The sequence below is a fragment of the Pseudomonas campi genome (assembly GCF_013200955.2).
GTDB classification, from domain to species: domain Bacteria; phylum Pseudomonadota; class Gammaproteobacteria; order Pseudomonadales; family Pseudomonadaceae; genus Aquipseudomonas; species Aquipseudomonas campi.
Window position 1 is genome coordinate 169991 of record NZ_CP053697.2, and the last position, 18606, is coordinate 188596.

Annotated in this window: 19 protein-coding genes; 14 read left to right on the plus strand and 5 right to left on the minus strand. The window is 65.0% G+C overall.

The genetic code is table 11. From position 1 onward, the window contains the following. Nucleotides 1–7 precede the first annotated feature (7 nt). Nucleotides 8–1585: an ABC transporter substrate-binding protein gene (locus HNE05_RS00760; protein ID WP_173211099.1), complete on the minus strand. Its 1578-nt coding sequence runs from the start codon at nucleotides 1583–1585 to the stop codon at nucleotides 8–10. A 346-nt stretch (nucleotides 1586–1931) separates the two neighbouring features. On the opposite strand from HNE05_RS00760, the gene rpmB reads away from it, so the two are divergent. Then, on the plus strand, nucleotides 1932–2168 hold the full coding sequence (rpmB, locus tag HNE05_RS00765) for a 50S ribosomal protein L28 (protein ID WP_173211101.1): 237 nt from the start codon (nucleotides 1932–1934) through the stop codon (nucleotides 2166–2168). Between the two features lie 10 nt (nucleotides 2169–2178). Next, nucleotides 2179–2334: a 50S ribosomal protein L33 gene (gene rpmG / locus HNE05_RS00770; protein WP_173211103.1), complete on the plus strand. Its 156-nt coding sequence runs from the start codon at nucleotides 2179–2181 to the stop codon at nucleotides 2332–2334. 413 nt (nucleotides 2335–2747) lie between these two features. Here the strand turns inward: rpmG and HNE05_RS00775 are convergent, their stop codons facing one another. After that, nucleotides 2748–3110: a cupin domain-containing protein gene (locus HNE05_RS00775; RefSeq protein WP_173211105.1), complete on the minus strand. Its 363-nt coding sequence runs from the start codon at nucleotides 3108–3110 to the stop codon at nucleotides 2748–2750. 223 nt (nucleotides 3111–3333) lie between these two features. On the opposite strand from HNE05_RS00775, the gene HNE05_RS00780 reads away from it, so the two are divergent. The 3 genes from HNE05_RS00780 (at nucleotide 3334) to HNE05_RS00790 (ending at nucleotide 7258) form a co-directional block, all read left to right on the plus strand. Next, nucleotides 3334–4827 carry an aldehyde dehydrogenase gene (locus HNE05_RS00780; RefSeq protein ID WP_173211107.1) on the plus strand — a complete coding sequence of 498 codons (1494 nt, stop codon included), beginning with the start codon at nucleotides 3334–3336 and terminating at the stop codon, nucleotides 4825–4827. Nucleotides 4828–5112: 285 nt separating this feature from the next. Further along, nucleotides 5113–6270, plus strand: a complete 1158-nt coding sequence (locus HNE05_RS00785) for an MFS transporter (RefSeq protein WP_173211109.1) — start codon at nucleotides 5113–5115, stop codon at nucleotides 6268–6270. Nucleotides 6271–6301: 31 nt separating this feature from the next. Beyond that, nucleotides 6302–7258 (plus strand): OmpA family protein, encoded by a 957-nt coding sequence (locus HNE05_RS00790; protein WP_173211111.1) that lies wholly within the window; start codon nucleotides 6302–6304, stop codon nucleotides 7256–7258. On the opposite strand, the gene HNE05_RS00795 is transcribed toward HNE05_RS00790, so the two are convergent. Beyond that, a complete protein-coding gene (locus HNE05_RS00795) occupies nucleotides 7259–8680 on the minus strand; it encodes an aminotransferase-like domain-containing protein (protein WP_173211113.1) in 1422 nt (473 codons plus the stop codon). A 178-nt stretch (nucleotides 8681–8858) separates the two neighbouring features. Here HNE05_RS00795 and HNE05_RS00800 point away from each other — a divergent pair, with 178 nt between their 5' ends. Further along, nucleotides 8859–9083: a DUF1127 domain-containing protein gene (locus tag HNE05_RS00800; protein WP_173211115.1), complete on the plus strand. Its 225-nt coding sequence runs from the start codon at nucleotides 8859–8861 to the stop codon at nucleotides 9081–9083. Nucleotides 9084–9198: 115 nt separating this feature from the next. On the opposite strand, the gene HNE05_RS00805 is transcribed toward HNE05_RS00800, so the two are convergent. Next, nucleotides 9199–10533 (minus strand): NAD(P)/FAD-dependent oxidoreductase, encoded by a 1335-nt coding sequence (locus HNE05_RS00805; protein ID WP_173211117.1) that lies wholly within the window; start codon nucleotides 10531–10533, stop codon nucleotides 9199–9201. A gap of 175 nt (nucleotides 10534–10708) precedes the next feature. Between HNE05_RS00805 and HNE05_RS00810 the strand changes: the two genes are divergently transcribed. Then, nucleotides 10709–11062: a YkgJ family cysteine cluster protein gene (locus tag HNE05_RS00810; protein WP_173211119.1), complete on the plus strand. Its 354-nt coding sequence runs from the start codon at nucleotides 10709–10711 to the stop codon at nucleotides 11060–11062. A 110-nt stretch (nucleotides 11063–11172) separates the two neighbouring features. Here HNE05_RS00810 and dadR read toward each other — a convergent pair whose 3' ends face one another. Further along, on the minus strand, nucleotides 11173–11661 hold the full coding sequence (gene dadR / locus HNE05_RS00815; RefSeq protein WP_173211121.1) for a transcriptional regulator DadR: 489 nt from the start codon (nucleotides 11659–11661) through the stop codon (nucleotides 11173–11175). 155 nt (nucleotides 11662–11816) lie between these two features. Here dadR and HNE05_RS00820 point away from each other — a divergent pair, with 155 nt between their 5' ends. The 7 genes from HNE05_RS00820 (at nucleotide 11817) to HNE05_RS00850 (ending at nucleotide 18251) form a co-directional block, all read left to right on the plus strand. Next, entirely contained in the window at nucleotides 11817–14039 is a 2223-nt protein-coding gene (locus HNE05_RS00820; RefSeq protein ID WP_173211123.1) for an intermembrane phospholipid transport YdbH family protein, read from the plus strand. 2 nt (nucleotides 14040–14041) lie between these two features. After that, on the plus strand, nucleotides 14042–14233 hold the full coding sequence (locus HNE05_RS00825; protein ID WP_173211125.1) for a YnbE family lipoprotein: 192 nt from the start codon (nucleotides 14042–14044) through the stop codon (nucleotides 14231–14233). 20 nt (nucleotides 14234–14253) lie between these two features. Further along, complete coding sequence (locus tag HNE05_RS00830; RefSeq protein WP_173211127.1) at nucleotides 14254–14598, plus strand: YdbL family probable chaperone protein; 345 nt, start codon at nucleotides 14254–14256, stop codon at nucleotides 14596–14598. Between the two features lie 241 nt (nucleotides 14599–14839). Next, on the plus strand, nucleotides 14840–16138 hold the full coding sequence (dadA, locus tag HNE05_RS00835) for a D-amino acid dehydrogenase (protein ID WP_173211129.1): 1299 nt from the start codon (nucleotides 14840–14842) through the stop codon (nucleotides 16136–16138). Then, nucleotides 16113–16463: a RidA family protein gene (locus tag HNE05_RS00840; RefSeq protein ID WP_173211131.1), complete on the plus strand. Its 351-nt coding sequence runs from the start codon at nucleotides 16113–16115 to the stop codon at nucleotides 16461–16463. Before dadA ends, HNE05_RS00840 begins: the two co-directional genes overlap by 26 nt. Before the next feature lie 60 nt (nucleotides 16464–16523). Continuing rightward, nucleotides 16524–17597, plus strand: a complete 1074-nt coding sequence (gene alr, locus HNE05_RS00845; protein ID WP_173211133.1) for an alanine racemase — start codon at nucleotides 16524–16526, stop codon at nucleotides 17595–17597. A 105-nt stretch (nucleotides 17598–17702) separates the two neighbouring features. Further along, on the plus strand, nucleotides 17703–18251 hold the full coding sequence (locus HNE05_RS00850) for a cupin domain-containing protein (protein WP_173211136.1): 549 nt from the start codon (nucleotides 17703–17705) through the stop codon (nucleotides 18249–18251). The last annotated feature ends 355 nt before the right edge of the window (nucleotides 18252–18606 follow it).

Consider the following 18606-nt stretch of genomic DNA (forward strand, 5'->3'; position numbering starts at 1 on the left):
TGCCGGTTCAGGGCTGCAGTTGCACTTTTGAGAAGTCCTGGCGGCCAAATGGATTGACCTGATAACCCTGAACATTGCTGCGCAACAGGGCGAAGGCGGTCGGATGGGCCAGCGGCAGCCACAGGGCCTGCTGCTGGATAGTCGCCTGGGCCTGCTGGTACAGGCCGCTGCGCGCCGCTTGCTCGGCGCTGAGCTTGCCGTCGGCGATCAGCTTGTCCAGTTGCGGGTCGCAGAAACGCGCGAAGTTCAGCCCGGACTGCAGCGAGGCGCAGGAAAACTGCGGGGTGAGGAAGTTGTCCGGGTCGCCATTGTCGCCGGCCCAGCCCATGAACAGCAGATCATGCTCGCCGGCCTTGGCGCGCTTGATCAGCTCACCCCATTCGATCACACGGATCTCGGCGCGGATGCCGACCTTGGCCAGGTCGGCCTGCAGCAGCTGCGCGCCGAGACTGGGGTTGGGGTTGAGCAGGCTGCCCGATGGACGGGTCCAGATCGTCGTACTGAAACCGTCCGCCAGTCCGGCCTCGGCCAGCAGTGCCTTGGCTTTGGCCGGATCGTGTGGGTAGCCGGGCAGGTCCTTGGCGTAGCTCCAGGTGGTCGGTGGGTAGGGGCCGCTGGCGGCTGTGGCGCTGCCCTCGAACACCGCCTGCAGGTAGCTGGCCCTGTCGAAGGCCAGGTTGATCGCCTGGCGCACCTGTGGCTTGTCCAGCGGCGGATGCTGGCTGTTAAGGGCGACGAAGGCGGTCATGAAGGCCGGCGTCTCGCTGATCCGCAGTGTCGGAGCCTGGCGCGCCGCCTGCACATCTAGCGGCTTGGGCGACAGGGCGATCTGGCATTCGTTGCGGCGCAGCTTCTGCAGGCGCACGTTGGCGTCCGGGGTGATGGCGAAGATCAGGCCGTCCACCGCAGGCTTGCCGGCAAAGTAGTCGGGGTTGGCCGTGTAGCGGATGGCCGCGTCCTTCTGGAAGCGCTTGAGGATGAACGGGCCGGTGCCGACCGGGGCGCTGTTGAGCTTCTCCGGGGTGCCGGCCTGCAGCAGTTGCGCGGCGTATTCGGCCGAATAGATGGAGGCGAAGCCCATGCTCAGGGTGGCGAGGAAAGTGGCATCCGGGCGATTGAGGATGAAGCGCACCTGTTGTGCGTTCACGGGCTCGATGCGCTTGATCAGCGCCGGCAGCTGCATCGACTGGGCGTGCGGATAGCCGCCGGGTGCGCTCTTGTGCCAGGGGTGGGCGGGGTCGAGCATGCGCTGGAAGCTGAACAGCACGTCTTCGGCGTTCAGCTCGCGGCTCGGGCTGAACCACTCGGTGCGCTGGAATTTCACCCCGGGGCGTAGCTGGAAGTCCCACACCAGGCCGTCGTCCGATACCGACCAGCTTTGCGCCAGGCTCGGCTGCAGCTGGCCGCTGGCGGCATCGAACTCGACCAGGCGGTTCATCAGCACGTCGGCCGAGGCGTTGGTGGTGGTCAGGGCGTTGTACTGCACCACGTCGAAACCATCCGGGCTGGCCTCGGTGCACACACTGAGCATGGCGCCCTGGCTCAGCAGCGGGGCGAACAGCAGGGGCAGGGCGGCAAGGCGCATGGGACTCTCCAGGGTGGCGACAGGCGGCAAGGGTCTAACCCTAGACCAAGGCGCGGGGCGGGACAATCGGTTGCTTGCGACGAGTGGTCGCCCGGCCGGCGCCGTCGCAACCCGGCAAAGTAGAGGGTTTGCGCCTTTGCGGCGCAGTTAACAAGGTACGGTTCGCCTTGCGACTGCTGGGGTGTTCTGGTATAAAGCAGCGCTCTTTTCTAGGGGCCCGCCTCCTGCGCAAGCAGACAAGCGCGGTAAGACCCCCCGAGAAACGTGGCGCTGAGCGCCAAATGACTATTAAGTTCAAGCGGCCAACCCATGCCGGGTTGGGCATGTGGTTTTAGAGGGCTGAGGCATGTCGAGAGTCTGTCAAGTTACTGGTAAGGGTCCAGTAACCGGGAACAAGGTTTCCCACGCAAACAACAAAACCCGTCGTCGTTTCCTGCCGAACCTGCAGCATCACCGCTTCTGGGTCGAGTCCGAAAAGCGTTTCGTGCGTCTGCGCGTTTCTGCCAAAGGCATGCGTATCATCGACAAGCGCGGCATTGACGTAATTCTGTCCGAGCTGCGCGCTCGCGGCGAAAAGGTTTAAGGAGCAAATCATGCGTGAACTGATCCGTTTGGTGTCCAGCGCCGGTACCGGCCACTTCTACACCACCGACAAGAACAAGCGCACCACCCCGGATAAGATCGAAATGAAAAAATTCGATCCGACCATCCGTAAGCACGTGATGTACAAGGAAGCCAAGATCAAGTAATTGATCCGGCTCCCGCGAAAAGAACCCGCCTTAATCGGCGGGTTTTTTTTGCCCGGAGAAAACTCGACACGAAAAAAAGCCCGCAGGACGCGGGCTGGAGGATAAACCTAGGTGTGCTGGTGAAGGGGCTCTCAGAATCTGTTTAGGGTCTTTTGAGCTAGAGCCAGGTAAGGCGCAACGACCAGCGGGAGTAACAGCCGCAGGCTGGCCCGAAGGGTAAGCGCCAGCGAATCAATTGGGCGAGGACGCGGAGTTTACGAGGTGTAAATGAGCAGTACTCGTTTCCCTCGCCCTTCGGGTCGCGCTAAAGCGCGTTAGCCGCAGGCGGCTTTCCGAGCCCGATTGACCAGCCTGCGGCTGTTACTGCGTTGCAACGCAGCATGGCCGACGATCAAGAGATCCTAAGCAGGTTCTCAGGCCTTCTGCTCGAACATCACATAGACCTTGCGGCACGGTTCCAGCACTTCCCAGGTGCCGGAGAAGCCGGCCGGGATGACGAAGCGGTCGCCGGCGCGTACGGTCTTGGCGGTGCCATGCTGGTCTCGCAGCACCGAGACGCCCTGGAGGATCTCGCAGTATTCGTGTTCGGTGTAGTTGACCGTCCAGTGGCCTATCGCGCCTTCCCAGATGCCGGCATGGAACTGGCTGCAGGGGCTGCTGTAATGATTGCGCACGCTCTGCTCGGGGTCGCCCTTGAGAATCTTCTCGGCGGCGGGGCGGTAGTGCTCGGGCGCCGTGGTGGCGCTGGCGAAGTCGATGATCTGCTCGGTGTTCACGGGCGTGTCCATGTGTTGTGGGTTGTGGAATGAGCGATTGATCGCAGTCTATGTTTGATAAAACGAACATTGCAAGGCGCCTGGCGCCGTTCTGTCAAAAATATTGAAAAGGTACAGGGCTCTGGTTTAGTGTTACGGGCACGAAGGCCGGCAATCGGCCTGGCAGAATAATTGACAGTGCGTGTTGTCGATTTGCGACACGCTTCCACCGAGGATGCACCCCATGACTACCCTGACTCGTGCCGACTGGGAACAGCGCGCCAAGAGCCTGCAGATCGAAGGCCGTGCCTTCATCCACGGCGAGTACACCGAAGCTGTCTCCGCTGCCACCTTCGAGTGCATCAGCCCGGTCGACGGCCGCCTGCTCGGCCTGATCGCCAGCTGTGACGTCGCCGACGCCGAGTTGGCGGTCAAGGATGCGCGCGCCACCTTCGAGTCCGGTGTGTGGTCGCGTATGGCGCCGGTCAAGCGCAAGGAGATCATGATCCGCTTCGCTGACCTGATCGATGCCCACGCCGAAGAGCTGGCCCTGCTGGAAACCCTGGACATGGGCAAGCCGATCAGCGACGCGCTGAGCATCGACGTGCCGGCCGCCTCGCGCGCCATCCGCTGGAGCGGTGAAGCAATCGACAAGATCTACGACGAAGTGGCCGCCACCCCGCACAACGAGCTGGGCCTGGTCACCCGTGAGCCGATCGGCGTGGTCGCCGCCATCGTGCCGTGGAACTTCCCGCTGCTGATGACCTGCTGGAAGCTCGGCCCGGCGCTGTCCACCGGCAACTCGGTGGTGCTCAAGCCGTCCGAGAAATCGCCGCTGACCGGCATCCGCATCGCCCAGCTGGCCATCGAGGCCGGTATTCCGGCCGGTGTGTTCAACGTTCTGCCGGGCTTCGGCCATACCGTGGGCAAGGCCCTGGCCCTGCATATGGACGTCGACACCCTGGTGTTCACCGGTTCGACCAAGATCGCCAAGCAGCTGATGGTCTACGCCGGCGAATCGAACATGAAGCGCGTCTGGCTGGAAGCCGGCGGCAAGAGCCCGAACATCGTCTTCGCCGACGCCCCGGACCTGCAGGCCGCCGCCGAGGGTGCTGCTGGCGCCATCGCCTTCAACCAGGGTGAAGTCTGCACCGCCGGCTCGCGCCTGCTGGTGGAAAACTCGATCAAGGACAAGTTCGTGCCCATGGTGGTCGAGGCGATCAAGGCCTGGAAGCCGGGCAACCCGCTGGACCCGGCGACCAACGTCGGCGCCCTGGTCGATACCACCCAGCTGAACAACGTGCTGAGCTACATCCAGGCCGGCCATGACGACGGCGCCAAGCTGGTCGCCGGCGGTCAGCGCGTGCTGCAAGAGACCGGTGGCACCTATGTGCAGCCGACCATCTTCGACGGCGTGAACAACGCCATGCGCATCGCCAAGGAAGAGATCTTCGGCCCGGTACTGGCGGTGATCGGTTTCGACAGCACCGAAGAAGCCGTGGCCATCGCCAACGACAGCATCTACGGCCTGGCTGCCGGCGTGTGGACCAGCAACCTGTCCAAGGCGCATCTGGTGGCCAAAGCGCTGCGTGCCGGTAGCGTGTGGATCAACCAGTACGACATGGGCGACATGACGGCGCCGTTCGGCGGCTTCAAGCAGTCCGGCAACGGCCGCGACAAGTCGCTGCACGCCTTCGACAAGTACACCGAGCTGAAGTCCACCTGGATCAAGCTGTAAGCACGCAGGACGATCTCCTGGTCGTCGGCCATACGGCGTTGCGTCCTCGCTTTTAATGCTCACGTACTGCAGTACGCTGCGCTTAAAAGCTGCGGGGCGCCTTGTCTGGCCTTAGCCCAGAAGATCTTTTCCGGCGCGGAATCCGGTCGAGGTAAGGCTGGATAGTATTGCGATAAAGGTCCGCCCTTCGGGGCCGGCTCTGACGAGCCACACCTGCGGCCGGGTTTCCTAGGAAGCCCGGCCGTTTTGCATTTCGGCACGGCCAGAAAAAGGAAGGAATTGGCTATGCGTTGGGGTACCTATTTCGCCGTCAGCTCGGCGGTGATCATTGTCGGTCTGGCCCTGGGCGTGACCCTGCCACTGGTCTCGTTGCGCCTGGAGAGCTGGGGCTACGGGCCGTTTGCCATCGGCGTGATGGCGGGCATGCCGGCCATCGGCGTACTGCTCGGCGCGCGCCTGACCGGGCGCCTGGCCGGCTGGCTGGGTACGCCGCGCACCCTGCAACTGTGCCTGCTGGCCAGTGCGGTGTCGGTCGGTCTGCTGGCGCTGCTGCCCAGTTATCCGCTGTGGCTGCTGTTGCGTTTGCTGATCGGCGTTTCCCTGACCGTGGTCTTCGTCCTCGGCGAGAGCTGGATCAACCAGCTGGTCGAAGAGCGTCTGCGTGGGCGTCTAGTGGCGCTGTATGGCACCGGCTTCGCCCTCAGCCAACTGTCCGGGCCGCTGCTGCTGACCCTGATCGGCAGTGAGGGCGATCTAGGCTTCTGGCTGTCCGCCGGGTTGCTGGTGGCCGGTTGCAGTGTGCTGTTCGGCCACAGCGGTGCGCCCAGGGTGGACGCGCACAGCGCCGCCGGGCGCGGGCTGCTGGTGTTCTGCCGCAAGCTGCCGGCGATTGCCTGGGCGGTGGTGCTGTTTGCCGCCTTCGAGGCCATGGTGCTGACCCTGCTGCCGGTGTACCTGCTGCGCGAAGGCTTCGATCAGCAAACCGCGCTGCTGATGGCCAGCGTGGTAGTGGTCGGCGATGCCCTGCTGCAGTTGCCGATCGGCCTGCTCGCCGACCGGGTGCCGCGCGAGCTGCTGTTCCGCATCTGTGGTGTGGTGTTGCTGCTGTCCAGCCTGGCTATCCCACCCTTGCTGCACACGCCGTTGATCTGGCCGTTGCTGGTGCTGTTCGGGGCTTCTGCCGGCGGCCTCTACACCCTGTCGCTGATCCTGGTCGGGCAGTTCTACCGCGATGATGCGCTGGTCCGCGCCAATGCCCATATTGCCCTGCTCTGGGGCGTCGGCTGCCTACTCGGGCCGTTGTCCACCGGTGCCGCCAGCCAGTGGCTGAGTGGCCATGCGCTGCCTATGCTGATGGCGGCCGGTGCCGCGTTGTTCGTCTACCTGGCCTGGCAGCGGGCGGCGTTCCAGGCGCCGCTGGCGAGTCCTGGCGCGGGAGACTAGGTTTCCGCCCAGCCCCATCTGGGAGGTCATCATGTTGCGCAGAGTCCTCGCGTCGCTTCTGCTGCTGGCGGCATTCGCCGCTGGCGCTGCCGATCTTCCCGGCAGCGCCGACCATCCGGCTATCCCGCGCTATGAGGGCGCGGAAATCTATGCCTATCAGACCCAGGCCTTCACCGATTGGCGCTTTCTCAAGGCGCCCGCCACGGTGTACGGCGGCTTGCAGAAGAACCTCGCTGCCAGCGAAGTGCTGGAGGGCAAGCTGACGCGCCTGACCTATCGTGCGCCGCCCGAACGCACGCCGCTGGAGATCTTCCGCAACTTCCAGCAGGCCTTGGCCGATGCCGGTTTCGAGACGCTGTTCGCCTGTGAGCGCGAGGCTTGCGGCGGGCGTAATTTCAACCACGCGATCACCCTGGATATGCACTTTCGCGAGTACTACCAGGATCAGCGCTATCTGTATGTTCGCCTCAAGCGGCCAGAGGGCGATCTGTATGCCTCTGTCTACGTGCTGCTCAACCAGTCCGGCGGCGGGCCGAACAAGGGTCGCAGCCTGATCCAGCTCGATGTGCTGGAACTCAAGGCCATGGAGCAGCGCATGGTGGTGGTCGAGGCTGGCGAGCTGCAGAAGGGCCTCGATCAGCAGGGACGGGTGGCGCTGTACGGCCTGTATTTCGACACCGACCAGGCCGACATGCGCGCCGACTCGGCGCCGCAGCTCACGGAGATTGCCCGGTTGCTGCAGGCCAGCGCGCAGCTGCAGGTGCTGGTGGTCGGCCACAGCGACGCCCAGGGCGCGCTCGACTACAACCGCGAGCTGTCGCAGCGGCGTGCCCAGTCCATCGTCCAGGCGCTGGTGGCGCAGCATGGCATTGCCCGCGAGCGCCTGACCGCGGTCGGGGTCGGCATGGCGGCGCCGGTGGCGAGCAATCGTGACGAGGCGGGCCGGGCGCTCAATCGCAGGGTGGAGCTGGTGGATCGCGCCCAGTAGTCAGCCCTGTTCGGCCTGCAGCTCGGCGATGCTCTCGCCGACCCGGCGCACGGCCTGTTCGATGCCGGCGGCCTGGGGTGTGGCGAAGTTCATGCGCAGGCAATTGCGGTACTTGCCGGCGGCGGAAAAGATGCTGCCGGGGGCGATCTGCACCTTGTGCGGCAGCAGCTGGCGGTTTAGCCGCTGGCTGTCGAAACCCGCCTCCAGCTCGACCCAGAGCATGAAGCCGCCCTGTGGCTGGCTGGCCCGCGTGCCTGGCGGGAAGTACTGGCTGACCCAGTCGGTCATCAGCTCACGACCCCGTGCGTACTGGCTGCGCATGCGCCGCAGATGCGGCTCGTAGTGGCCACCGGCGATGAACTCGGCCAGCGCCAGCTGCGGCAGCTGGGCGCTCATGCCGGTGCTCATGTACTTCATGTGCAGCACCCGCTGCAGGTAGCGTCCGGGGGCGATCCAGCCGATGCGCAGGCCCGGCGCCAGGGTCTTGGAGAAGGAGCTGCAGAGCAGCACGCGGCCGTCTTCGTCGAATGACTTGATGGTGCGCGGGCGCGGGTACTTGTAGGCCAGCTCACCGTAGATATCGTCCTCGATGATCGCCACGTCGTAGCGTTGGGCCAGGGTCAGCAGGGCGCGCTTGTTGGCCTCCGGCATGATGTAGCCAAGCGGGTTGTTGCAGCTCGGGGTGAGCTGGATGGCCTTGATCGGCCATTGCTCGAGGGCCAGCTCGAGGGCTTCCAGGCTGATCCCGCTGACCGGGTCGGTGGGCAGCTCCAGGGCCTTCATGCCGAAGCCCTTGAGCGCCTGCATCACGCCGTGGAAGCTCGGCGAATCCACCGCGACGATGTCGCCCGGCTCGCACACGGCGCGGATCGCCGTGGACAGTGCCTCGTGGCAGCCGGTGGTGATGACGATGTCCTCGGGCGGGATCTGGCAGCCGGAGTCCAGCACCAGGCGCGACACCTGCTCGCGCAGGCCGGGGTCGCCCAGCACACTGCCGTAGCTCAGTTCGCGGATACCCTGGCGCCGGCTCAGGCGTGATAACGAACGCAGCAGCGGCTTGAGGGTCGGCGCGCCGATATCCGGGATGCCGCGACCGAGCTGCACCAGCTCGCCGCCGGGCGGGGTGCTGATCAGCTCCAGCACCTGGTCCCACTGCGACACTTCCACCGGGCGCTGCGCGGCGCGGCTGACCATCGGCAGGGCCGGGCGCTGGCGGGCCTGCGGCACGAAGTAGCCGGACTTCGGCCGCGGCTCCACCAGGCCGTCGTCCTCTAGCTGGCGGTAGGCCTGCTGCACGGTGCTCAGGCTCACTCCGTGTTCCTGGCTGAGGGCGCGCACCGAGGGCAGGCGGTCGCCGGGGCGGTACAGGCCCTGTTCGATGCGGGTGCCGAGCAATTCGGCCAGGTTCATGTAGAGGGTCATGACAGATGGGCTCCTGCGCTGCAGGTCAGGCAATACAGATGCGGCAAGAATAGACCATTCAGTTGCGGGTGGTGGCTATCTGTATGCATTTAAAGCTAACTTTTTGAATCTGTATTGTCGTGTCTCGAACGCCGATCATGGTCTCCCAAGAGCGGACCAGGCTGCGGAGGACAGGGTCATGCGCGAATTGAGCGATCTGTATGTAGGTGTGCGCGAGCGCGAGGAGCAGAACGGGCGTCTGCCGCTGCGCGAGGTGGGGCGTCGCTGGCAGCTGTTTTGCCGGCGCCTGCACACGCGTCGTCAGTTGTTGCGGCTGGATGCCCATCAGCTGGCCGATATCGGCCTGACCGCCGAGCAGGCGCGCAAGGAAGCCACCCGGCCGTTCTGGCAGTTGCTGCGCTAAGAGCCTGCTCAAAGGGGTTGAGCGTTGCTGTAGGAGCGAGCTCTGCTCGCGAAGCCGGCAGCGCAAAGCTTCGCGAGCAGAGCTCGCTCCTACGAAGAGCCGGTTCGCGCGGCGCTCAGACCAGGCCGACCGCTTCCCGCAACCTATACCAGGCCATGCCCAGCGCCAGCAGCGGCGAGCGCAGGTGCTTGCCGCCGGGGAAGGTCATGTGCGGCACTTTGTCGAATAGTTCGAAGCCGCCGCCCTGCTGGCCGCTGATGGCTTCGGCGAGCAGCTGGCCGGCCAGGTGGGTGGCGTTCACGCCGTGGCCGGCGTAGGCCTGGGCGTGGTAGACGTTGGCCTGGTCCTTGAGCCGGCCGATCTGCGGCAGGCGGTTGGCGCCGATGCCGATCATGCCGCCCCACTGGTAGTCGATCTTCACGTCTTTCAGGTGCGGGAACACCTGCAGCATCTTCGGCCGCATGTAGGCGGCGATATCCGCCGGGTCGCGACCCGAGTAGTGGCAGGCGCCGCCGAACAGCAGGCGGTTGTCGGCGGACAGGCGGAAGTAATCCACGGTCACGCGCTGGTCGCACAGGGCCATGTTCTGCGGAATCAGGTTGCGCGCCTGGGCCGGCGACAGCGGCTCGGTGGCGATCACATAGCTGCCGGCCGGTAGTACCTTGCCACCGAGCTTGCCATTGAGGCCGTTGAGGTAGGCGTTGCAGGCCAGCACCAGGGTTTTGGCGCGCACTTGGCCGCTGGCGGTGTGCACCGTCACTTGCGGGCCATAGTCGATGCGGGTGACCGCCGAGTGTTCGAACAGTTTGACGCCGAGCGATGCCGCTGCGGCCGCCTCGCCCAGGGCCAGGTTGAGCGGGTGCAGATGGCCCGAACCCATGTCGATCATGCCGCCGGCGTAGCGGTCGGAGCCGACCACCTGGTGCATCTGCTCGGGCTGCAGCAGGCGCAGTTCGTGGCGGTAGCCGAGGCTTTCCAGCTCGGCCTTGTCTTCGGCGAAGTCGTCCATGTGTGCGGGCTTGTTGGCCAGGTCGCAGTAGCCCCAGGTCAGGTCGCAGTCGATATTGAACTGCTCGACCCGGCGGCGGACGATTTCCACCGCTTCCAGGCCCATCAGTTTCAGATTGCGCACGCCTTCCTGGCCGATCACCGAGGCGAACTGCTCGACGCCGTGGCCGACGCCGCGGATCAGCTGCCCGCCATTGCGCCCGCTGGCGCCCCAGCCGATCTGGTGCGCCTCCACGAGCACCACCGAGAAGCCCTTCTGGGCCAGCTCGATGGCGGTATTCAGGCCGGAGAACCCGCCACCGACAATGCACACATCAGCCAGCTCCTCACCCGCCAGCGGCGGGTAGGCCAGCTGCTGGTTGGCAGTGGCGGCGTAGTAGGAGGATGCGTGCTGATTGCTATGCACGGCTGGCTGTTGCGGCTGGTGAACGCGGGCGTTCATGTGCGAAATCCTGTTTTAGGTGTTGTTAAAATTTGACGCAGGATAAGCGCGGGACTTGCCGCTAGCCAAGAGGGGCGACGGTAAAAACTGTTTTTCCCGGCTGCCGGTCGTCGTCCGGCAGCGCATGACAGAGCCGGGCGGTTAACATGCGCGGGTCTTTTGCCGAGCGCTGCCGATGAGCTGTACCAACCGCAAGATCGATCACCTGCGTCGGCAGATCCCGTCTTTCGCCTGCGTGCCCGGCTGCCACGATTGCTGTGGCCCGGTGACTGCCTCATCCGAGGAGCTGGCGCGCCTGCCGGTGAAAAGCGACGCCGAACATGACGCCGCGCTGGCCGAGTTCAACTGTGTACACCTCGGCCCGCAGGGCTGCACCGTGTACGACCAGCGCCCGCTGATCTGCCGGCTGTTCGGCACCACGCCGAGCCTGCCCTGTCCGCGTGGCCAGGGGCCGGAAACGCGGATCGAGCCGGCGGTCGAGCGTCAGGTACACCAGTTGATCGCCAGCACCCGTCAGCGTCTGGTGTGAGGATCGGCGGTGGAAAACGCTGCGCGGTTTTCCACCCTACGCGAACTCGCAGACTTTGTAGGGTGGATAACGCTTTGCTTATCCACCGTCCTGCTAACAGCCCTGCCACCTCACTCCGGCACTGGCAGGCTCAGGCTCTCCTTCACCTCTTCCATGACGATGTAGGACTTCGATTCGCGCACATGCGGCAGCTTGAGCAGGATGTCGCCGAGCAGCTTGCGGTAGCTGGCCATCTCGTTGATCCGCGCCTTCACCAGGTAGTCGAAGTCGCCGCTGACCAGGTGGCATTCCAGCACGTGGGGCAGCTTGAGCACGGCGCGGCGGAAGTCCTCGAAGGTGTCGCCGGACTTGTAGTCCAGGCTGATCTCGACGAACACCAGCAGGCTGGCCTTGAGCTGCTGCGGGTTGAGCCGCGCGTGGTAGCCCATGATGATCCCCTCGCGCTCCAGGCGGCGCACGCGCTCGGTGCAGGGGGTGGTCGACAGGCCGACCCGCTCGCCCAGCTCGGTGAAGCTGATGCGCCCGTCCTCCTGCAGGATACGCAGGATATTGCGGTCGATCTTGTCCAGCTCGCGCCGGCTCTGGTGTTGGGTTCTCATGGGGGATATCTCTGTGAAAGCCGCAAAGGTTCCAGTATTCGTCGGTCAATATAGCGATCCGTCCAGCGGAAAACACTGGCCAGGCGAAACGCCTTGATCTTGCCGGGGGCGCCCGCCACCCTGAGCGGCAATGGATGCCGTCGAGGTTTTGCGCCATGCCGTCGCGCCACAAGGGACGCCGCTTACTGGGCAGGATGCTGCTGGCACTGCTGCTGTTGGTGGCGCTGCTGTGGCTGGCCTGGCGCTGGCTGTTGGCGGCGCAAGGCATCAGCCAGCTGGACTGGCAGGGCCTGCAGCTATCGGGCGCGGGACTGCAGGTGGACAGCCTGCTGCTGGTGCGGGACGGCGGCGATGGTAGTCGTGTGCAAGTGAGCGCCAGCGCGCTGCAACTGGCCTGGCCGCAACGGCTGCAGCAGCGCCTGTATCTGCCCGAACTGCGCAGCCAGGCGCTGCAACTGAGCTGGCAGGTCGGGCAGGGCGAGAGCGCGGCAGACGCTGATCCGCAGGCGCTGCTCGACAGCCTGGCCTGGCTGCCACGACAGCTGGCAGTCGACCAGCTGAGCCTGGAATTGCCCTGTGCCACGGGCCGCTGCGCGCTGCTCGGCAGCCTGCAACTGCAGCATGGCGGCGCCCTGCAACAGCCGGCCGAGTTGCGCCTGCAGCTGCAGACGGGCGCGCGCAGCCTCGAGGTGCAGGCGCACTTGGAGCAGCGCGAGGGCCAGTGGCAATTGCGCGCCGATGCTCAGCTCGACCGCCAACCGCTGCTGACGCTGCGCAGCGCATTGCGTGAGGAGGCCGCCGTCAGTCACTGGCAAGGCGAGCTGGAGCTGGTGCAGCTGGCCGATAGCCGCGGCCTGTTCGTCTGGTTGCAGCAATGGCAGACCCCCTCCCAGCATCTGCTCGATACCGAGGCGTCCCTGCGCTTGCAGGTCAGTTGGCAGCTGGCATTGGCGCCCGGCGCGAACCTGCTGGATGTGCAGCGCCTGCGTGGCGGCAGCGGTACCTTCAATGCCGCGCTGCAGCTGCAAAGCCCGCTGCTGGAGTACCAGAACCTGCGCGCCGAAGGCCTGGCGCTGACGCTCAAGCTGGACGGAAAACTTGCCGAGCAGCAGTTGCAGCTCAGCCTGCTGCCTTCGTCCAGCCTGCAGGCCAAGCGCCTGCAGCTCGCCGAGGGTCTGCGCGTGCAGCAGCTGCAGGCCAAGCTGGCCGGGTTGTCGCTGCAGTTGGGCGAAAGCCCGAGCCTGCAAGGCCCGCTGCAGCTGAGCGTGAGCAAGCTGGAACAGGCCGAGCTGCTGGCGCAGGCCTGGCAGTTCAGCGGTCAGCTGCAGGCCAGTGCCCAGCAGCAGCGCCTGCAGGGCGTCTTGAACAATGCCGCAGGGCTCAGCCTGAGCGTCGACGGCACGCGCGATGCCCAGGGCTTGCTGCAGCTGTCTGGCAAACTGGCCGAGCTGTTTTTCCGTGCTGGTAATCCATTGAGCCAGACCTTTCGCGCCTGGCCGGCGCTGCTGCAGATCGGCAACGGCCGCCTGCTCGGCCAGGCCAGTTTGCAGTTGCCGGTCGGCGCGCCGCTGCTGCTGGATCTGGCCTTGCAGTTCCAGGGCCTCGCCGGGATCTACGACCGCAGTGAGCTGAGTGGCCTGGCTGGCGAGCTGAGGGTGCAACTGCGCGGTGATCAGCTGGCGCTGGAGCTGCCGCAACTGAGCCTGCAGCAGCTCAACGCCGGCGTGTCGGTCGGCCCGCTGCAGCTGCAGGGCCGCTACGTCACCCGTCTCGGTCAGCTGTTGCGGGGCCAGTTGTCCTGGCAGACGGCGCAGGCCGCGCTGCTGCAGGGCCAGGTCTGGCTGCCCGCCGGGCAGCTGGACCTGGCCCAGCCCAACCATCGTCTGCAAGTGCAGTTCAAGGATGTGCAACTGGAGGAGATTTTCCGGGTCTACCCTGCAGAGGGTCTGGCCGGGCGCGGCAGTTTGCGCGGCGAGTTGCCGCTACTGCTGGACGCCGCCGGCCTGCGCATCGAACAGGGCCAGATGGCCGCTCAGGCGCCCGGTTATCTGCAGTTCCGTTCGGAGAAGATTCGTGCCCTGGGCCGCAGCAATCCCGGCATGCAGCTGGTGGTGGATGCCCTCGACGACTTCCACTTCGACCTGCTCGACAGTGCGGTCAGCTATGCTGCCGACGGCAAGTTGCAACTGGCCCTGCGCCTGCAAGGGCGCAACCCGGATGTGGAGAAGGGCCGGCCGATCAACCTCAACGTCAATCTTGAAGAGGACATCCCGGCCTTGCTGACCAGCCTGCAGCTCACCGATCGGGTGAGCGAAACCATCCGCCAGCGTGTGCAGCAACGCCTGCGGCAACGCAATGATCCGCAGAAGGAGAACTGACCATGCGCCTGCGCGCCCTGCTGGTCGTCCCGCTGCTCGCCGGCCTCAGCGCCGCCTGCACCCCCACGGTGCAGCTGGCCATGCCCAGCGAGCCGATCAACATCAACCTCAACGTGAAGATCGAGCACGAGATCTACATCAAGGTCGACAAGGCCCTGGACTCCATCATCAACGAAGACAGCGGCCTGTTCTGAGCCTCTGCTAGGAGCCATTCATGAAATTGCAACGCACCCTGGCCTGCGGCCTGCTGGCCCTGAGCCTCAGCCTGCCGGCCCTGGCCATGAACCTCAACGAGGCGATGAGTGCCCTGGGCGCGGCCAAGAGCAGCGGCCAGCTGGGCGAACAACCCAACGGCTACCTCGGCGTGGTCAGCCCCGGCGGATCGGCCGAAGAGGTCGCCCGCCTGATCAACCAGGCGCGCCAGGCCGAATACCAGCGCCTGGCCAAGGAAAACGGTCTGCAGCTGGGCGATGTGGAAGCCCTGGCCGGACAGAAGGCGCTGGAGAAGACCCCGTCCGGGCAGTACATCCAGCTCAACGGCAAGTGGCTGCTCAAGTAGCCCTGGCCGGGCGTTCACTGGGCTCTGTCAATTATTCCGCTGCGCGAGTTTTACCTGCTGTTTTATCGCCAGGCCCCATTAGACGGTTGTCTGGCTCCCCGTAAAAGGCTTATTTGCCGGAAATTATCGCCAAATACGCCCTTCTAAACAGTGAATAACACTGCTGTTGTCTTCCTATACTGCGCTCAATCGTGCTCAGTAAAACAAACGCCAGCGAAAGCTCGCGACGAGGGAGACAATCATGCGTGTTCTGGTTCTTGGCAGCGGTGTGATCGGTACCGCCAGCGCCTACTACCTGGCTCGTGCCGGCTTCGAGGTGGTGGTGGTCGACCGCCAGAACGGCCCGGCCCTGGAAACCAGTTTCGCCAACGCCGGCCAGGTCTCCCCCGGTTACGCCTCGCCCTGGGCCGCCCCGGGCGTGCCGCTGAAAGCCATCAAGTGGCTGCTGCAGCAGCACGCGCCGCTGGCGATCAAGGCCACCGCCGACATCGACCAGTACCTGTGGATGGCGCAGATGCTGCGCAACTGCACCGCCAGTCGCTACGCGGTGAACAAGGAACGCATGGTGCGCCTGTCCGAGTACAGCCGCGACTGCCTCGACGAGCTGCGCGCCGAGACCGGCATCAGCTACGAAGGCCGCCAGCTGGGCACCACCCAGCTGTTCCGCACCCAGGCGCAACTGGACAACGCGGCCAAGGACATCGCCGTGCTGGAAGCCTCCGGCGTGCCCTACGAATTGCTCGATCGCGACGCCATCGCGCGCGTCGAACCGGCCCTGGCCGGGGTCAAGCACAAGCTGGCCGGCGCCCTGCGCTTGCCCAACGACCAGACTGGCGACTGCCAGATGTTCACCGCCAAGCTGGCGGAGATGGCCAAGGCGCTGGGCGTGCAGTTCCGTTTCGGCTGCAATATCGAGCGTCTCGACCATGCCGGCGACCGTATCAACGGCGTGTGGATCGACGGCAAGCTGGAAACCGCCGACCGCTACGTGCTCGCCCTCGGCAGCTACAGCCCGCAGCTGCTCAAGCCGCTGGGCGTGCGTGCGCCGGTCTACCCGCTCAAGGGCTATTCGCTGACCGTGCCGATCACCAACCCGGCCATGGCCCCGGCGTCGACCATTCTCGACGAGACCTACAAGGTCGCCATCACCCGTTTCGACAACCGCATCCGCGTCGGCGGCATGGCCGAAATCGCCGGTTTCGACCTGAGCCTCAACCCGCGCCGCCGCGCCACCCTGGAAATGATCACCGCCGATCTGTACCCGCAGGGCGGTGACCTGCGCCAGGCCGAGTTCTGGACCGGCCTGCGTCCGGCCACTCCGGACGGCACGCCGATTGTCGGTGGCACCGCTTACCGCAACCTGTTCCTCAACACCGGACACGGTACCCTTGGCTGGACCATGGCCTGCGGCTCCGGTCGCTTTCTCGCCGACCTGATGGCGAACAAGCGCCCGCAGATCAGCGCCGAAGGCCTGGATATTTCCCGCTACAGCAAGACCAAGGAGAGCCACAAGCATGTCCATCCAGCGCCTGCGCACTGAAAAGCGCTACAGCGAAATCGTCATCCACAACGGCACCGTCTACCTGGCGGGGCAACTGGCTGACGACTACAGCGGCGATATCCGTGAGCAGACCCGGCAGACCCTGGCCAACATCGACCGGTTCCTCGCCGAGGCCGGCAGCGACAAGGCGAAGATTCTCTCGGTGACTATCTACCTCAAGGACATGGCCGACTATGCCGGCATGAACGAGGTCTACGACGCCTGGGTCGCCGAGGGCGCCGCCCCCGGTCGCGCCTGCGTCGAGGCCAAGCTGTACGACCCGCGCGTGCTGGTCGAGATGATGGTGATCGCCGCGCAATCCTGAACATCCCTTTAGCCCGGCGTCCCCCCGCCGGGCTTTTTTTAATCTGAAGAAGTTCCAGCCATGCGTCCCGCCCGTGCCCTGATCGATCTGCAAGCCCTGCGCAACAACTACCAATTGGCCCGCGAAGTCACTGGCGCGAAAGCCCTGGCGGTGGTCAAGGCCGATGCCTACGGGCATGGCGCGGTGCGCTGCGCCCAGGCCCTGGCGAGCGAAGTCGACGGCTTTGCCGTGGCCTGCATCGAGGAGGCGCTGGAACTGCGCGAAGCGGGTATCAGCCAACCGATCCTGCTGCTGGAAGGCTTTTTCGATGCCGACGAGCTGGCGCTGATCGAACAGCATGCACTGTGGTGCGTGGTGCATTCGAGCTGGCAACTGGAGGTCATCGAGCGTACGCCGCTGCAGCGCCCGCTGACCGTCTGGCTGAAACTGGACTCGGGCATGCACCGGGTCGGCCTGCACCCCGCCGAGTACCGCGACGCGTACCAGCGCCTGCTGGCCAGCGGCAAGGTGGCGAAGGTGGTGCTGATGAGCCACTTCGCCCGCGCCGACGAGCTGGACTGCCCGCGCAGCGCCGAGCAACTGGATGTGTTCGAGTGGGCCCGTGGCGGCCTGCAGGCGGAAGTCAGCCTGCGCAACTCGCCGGCCATTCTCGGTTGGCCCAGCGTGCCCAGTGACTGGGTGCGCCCCGGCATCATGCTGTATGGCGCCACCCCGTTCGAACAGGCCCAGGAACTGGCCACGCGTCTGCAGCCGGTGATGACCCTGGAATCCAAAATTATCAGCGTGCGCGAACTGCCGGCTGGCGAGCCGGTGGGTTATGGGGCGCGCTTCGTCAGCGAGCGGCCGACCCGCGTCGGCGTGGTCGCCATGGGCTATGCCGACGGTTACCCGCGGCATGCGCCGACCGGCACGCCGGTCATGGTCGATGGCCAGCTGACCCGCCTGATCGGTCGCGTGTCGATGGACATGCTCACCGTCGACCTCACCGATCTGCCGCAGGCTGGGCTTGGCAGCCGGGTCGAACTGTGGGGGCGCAATGCGCTGGCCAGCGATGTGGCACAGGCCGCAGGCAGCATTCCCTACCAGCTGTTCTGCAACCTGAAGCGGGTGCCGAGGCTCTATTCCGGGAGCTAGTTGACAGCGCGCGAAGGATTTGCAAACGCAGTGTTGTAAATACTGAACACTGTTGCCATGATACGGCCAACTTTCCGTATCTGCTCCTCAAGGAGGACTCCAACATTGGACGTCGGTGTTCGACTGCAATCCATTCGCAAACTCAAAGGCCTTTCCCAGCGTGAACTCGCCAAGCGGGCGGGCGTCACCAACAGCACCATTTCGATGATCGAGAAGAACAGCGTGAGCCCCTCGATCAGCTCGTTGAAAAAGGTGCTCAGCGGCATTCCCATGTCGTTGGTGGAATTCTTCTCCCTCGACGTGGAGCAGGATAACCACACCCAGGTGGTGTACCGGGCCGACGAACTCACCGATCTTTCCAGCGGCGCCGTGACCATGAAGCTGATCGGCAAGGCGCATCCCAGCCGGGCCATCACCTTCCTCGACGAGACCTATCCGCCTGGCTCCGATACCGGTGACGAGATGCTCAACCATGACGGCGAAGAAGCCGGCATGCTGGTGGAAGGGCGTCTGGAGCTGACCGTGGGCGCCGAGGTATTCGTCCTCGAACCGGGCGACAGCTACTACTTCGACAGCACCAAGCCGCACCGCTTCCGCAATCCGTACGATCGCCCGGCGCGATTGGTCAGTGCGACCACTCCCGCCAACTTCTAAGAACCAGTCTACGATCTGCTGCGCGTCGGCCATGCCGCGTTAAAACTGGCCTCGGGATGCTCATTTACAGCGCGTAAACTCCGCTCCCTCGGCCATTTGATTCGCTGGCGCTCACCCTTCGGGCCAGCCTGCGGCTGTTACTCCCGTTGGTCGTTGCGCCTTGCCTGGCTCTAGCTCGCGAGATCGTAAACAGGTTCTAGCATAGTCGCGGCGTGCAATCGGACTTTGGAGGCAAGCCCAAAGTCCAATGCCCCTGCGACAAGTTGGGTTGTTCCGGCCGGCGGGTGTAACCGTTATACTGCGCCGGCTCGCGTAACCGTGGCCGCGAGCGTGACTAGCCACAATGAGGGTGTAC

Excerpts from the sequence above, each read along its gene's own strand:
- HNE05_RS00760 (WP_173211099.1), bottom strand. The coding sequence starts at position 1,585 with ATGCGCCTTGCCGCCCTGCCCCTGCTGTTCGCCCCGCTGCTGAGCCAG.
- rpmB (WP_173211101.1), top strand. The coding sequence starts at position 1,932 with ATGTCGAGAGTCTGTCAAGTTACTGGTAAGGGTCCAGTAACCGGGAAC.
- rpmG (WP_173211103.1), top strand. The coding sequence starts at position 2,179 with ATGCGTGAACTGATCCGTTTGGTGTCCAGCGCCGGTACCGGCCACTTC.
- HNE05_RS00780 (WP_173211107.1), top strand. The coding sequence starts at position 3,334 with ATGACTACCCTGACTCGTGCCGACTGGGAACAGCGCGCCAAGAGCCTG.
- HNE05_RS00785 (WP_173211109.1), top strand. The coding sequence starts at position 5,113 with ATGCGTTGGGGTACCTATTTCGCCGTCAGCTCGGCGGTGATCATTGTC.
- HNE05_RS00790 (WP_173211111.1), top strand. The coding sequence starts at position 6,302 with ATGTTGCGCAGAGTCCTCGCGTCGCTTCTGCTGCTGGCGGCATTCGCC.
- HNE05_RS00795 (WP_173211113.1), bottom strand. The coding sequence starts at position 8,680 with ATGACCCTCTACATGAACCTGGCCGAATTGCTCGGCACCCGCATCGAA.
- HNE05_RS00800 (WP_173211115.1), top strand. The coding sequence starts at position 8,859 with ATGCGCGAATTGAGCGATCTGTATGTAGGTGTGCGCGAGCGCGAGGAG.
- HNE05_RS00805 (WP_173211117.1), bottom strand. The coding sequence starts at position 10,533 with ATGAACGCCCGCGTTCACCAGCCGCAACAGCCAGCCGTGCATAGCAAT.
- HNE05_RS00810 (WP_173211119.1), top strand. The coding sequence starts at position 10,709 with ATGAGCTGTACCAACCGCAAGATCGATCACCTGCGTCGGCAGATCCCG.
- dadR (WP_173211121.1), bottom strand. The coding sequence starts at position 11,661 with ATGAGAACCCAACACCAGAGCCGGCGCGAGCTGGACAAGATCGACCGC.
- HNE05_RS00820 (WP_173211123.1), top strand. The coding sequence starts at position 11,817 with ATGCCGTCGCGCCACAAGGGACGCCGCTTACTGGGCAGGATGCTGCTG.
- HNE05_RS00825 (WP_173211125.1), top strand. The coding sequence starts at position 14,042 with ATGCGCCTGCGCGCCCTGCTGGTCGTCCCGCTGCTCGCCGGCCTCAGC.
- HNE05_RS00830 (WP_173211127.1), top strand. The coding sequence starts at position 14,254 with ATGAAATTGCAACGCACCCTGGCCTGCGGCCTGCTGGCCCTGAGCCTC.
- dadA (WP_173211129.1), top strand. The coding sequence starts at position 14,840 with ATGCGTGTTCTGGTTCTTGGCAGCGGTGTGATCGGTACCGCCAGCGCC.
- HNE05_RS00840 (WP_173211131.1), top strand. The coding sequence starts at position 16,113 with ATGTCCATCCAGCGCCTGCGCACTGAAAAGCGCTACAGCGAAATCGTC.
- alr (WP_173211133.1), top strand. The coding sequence starts at position 16,524 with ATGCGTCCCGCCCGTGCCCTGATCGATCTGCAAGCCCTGCGCAACAAC.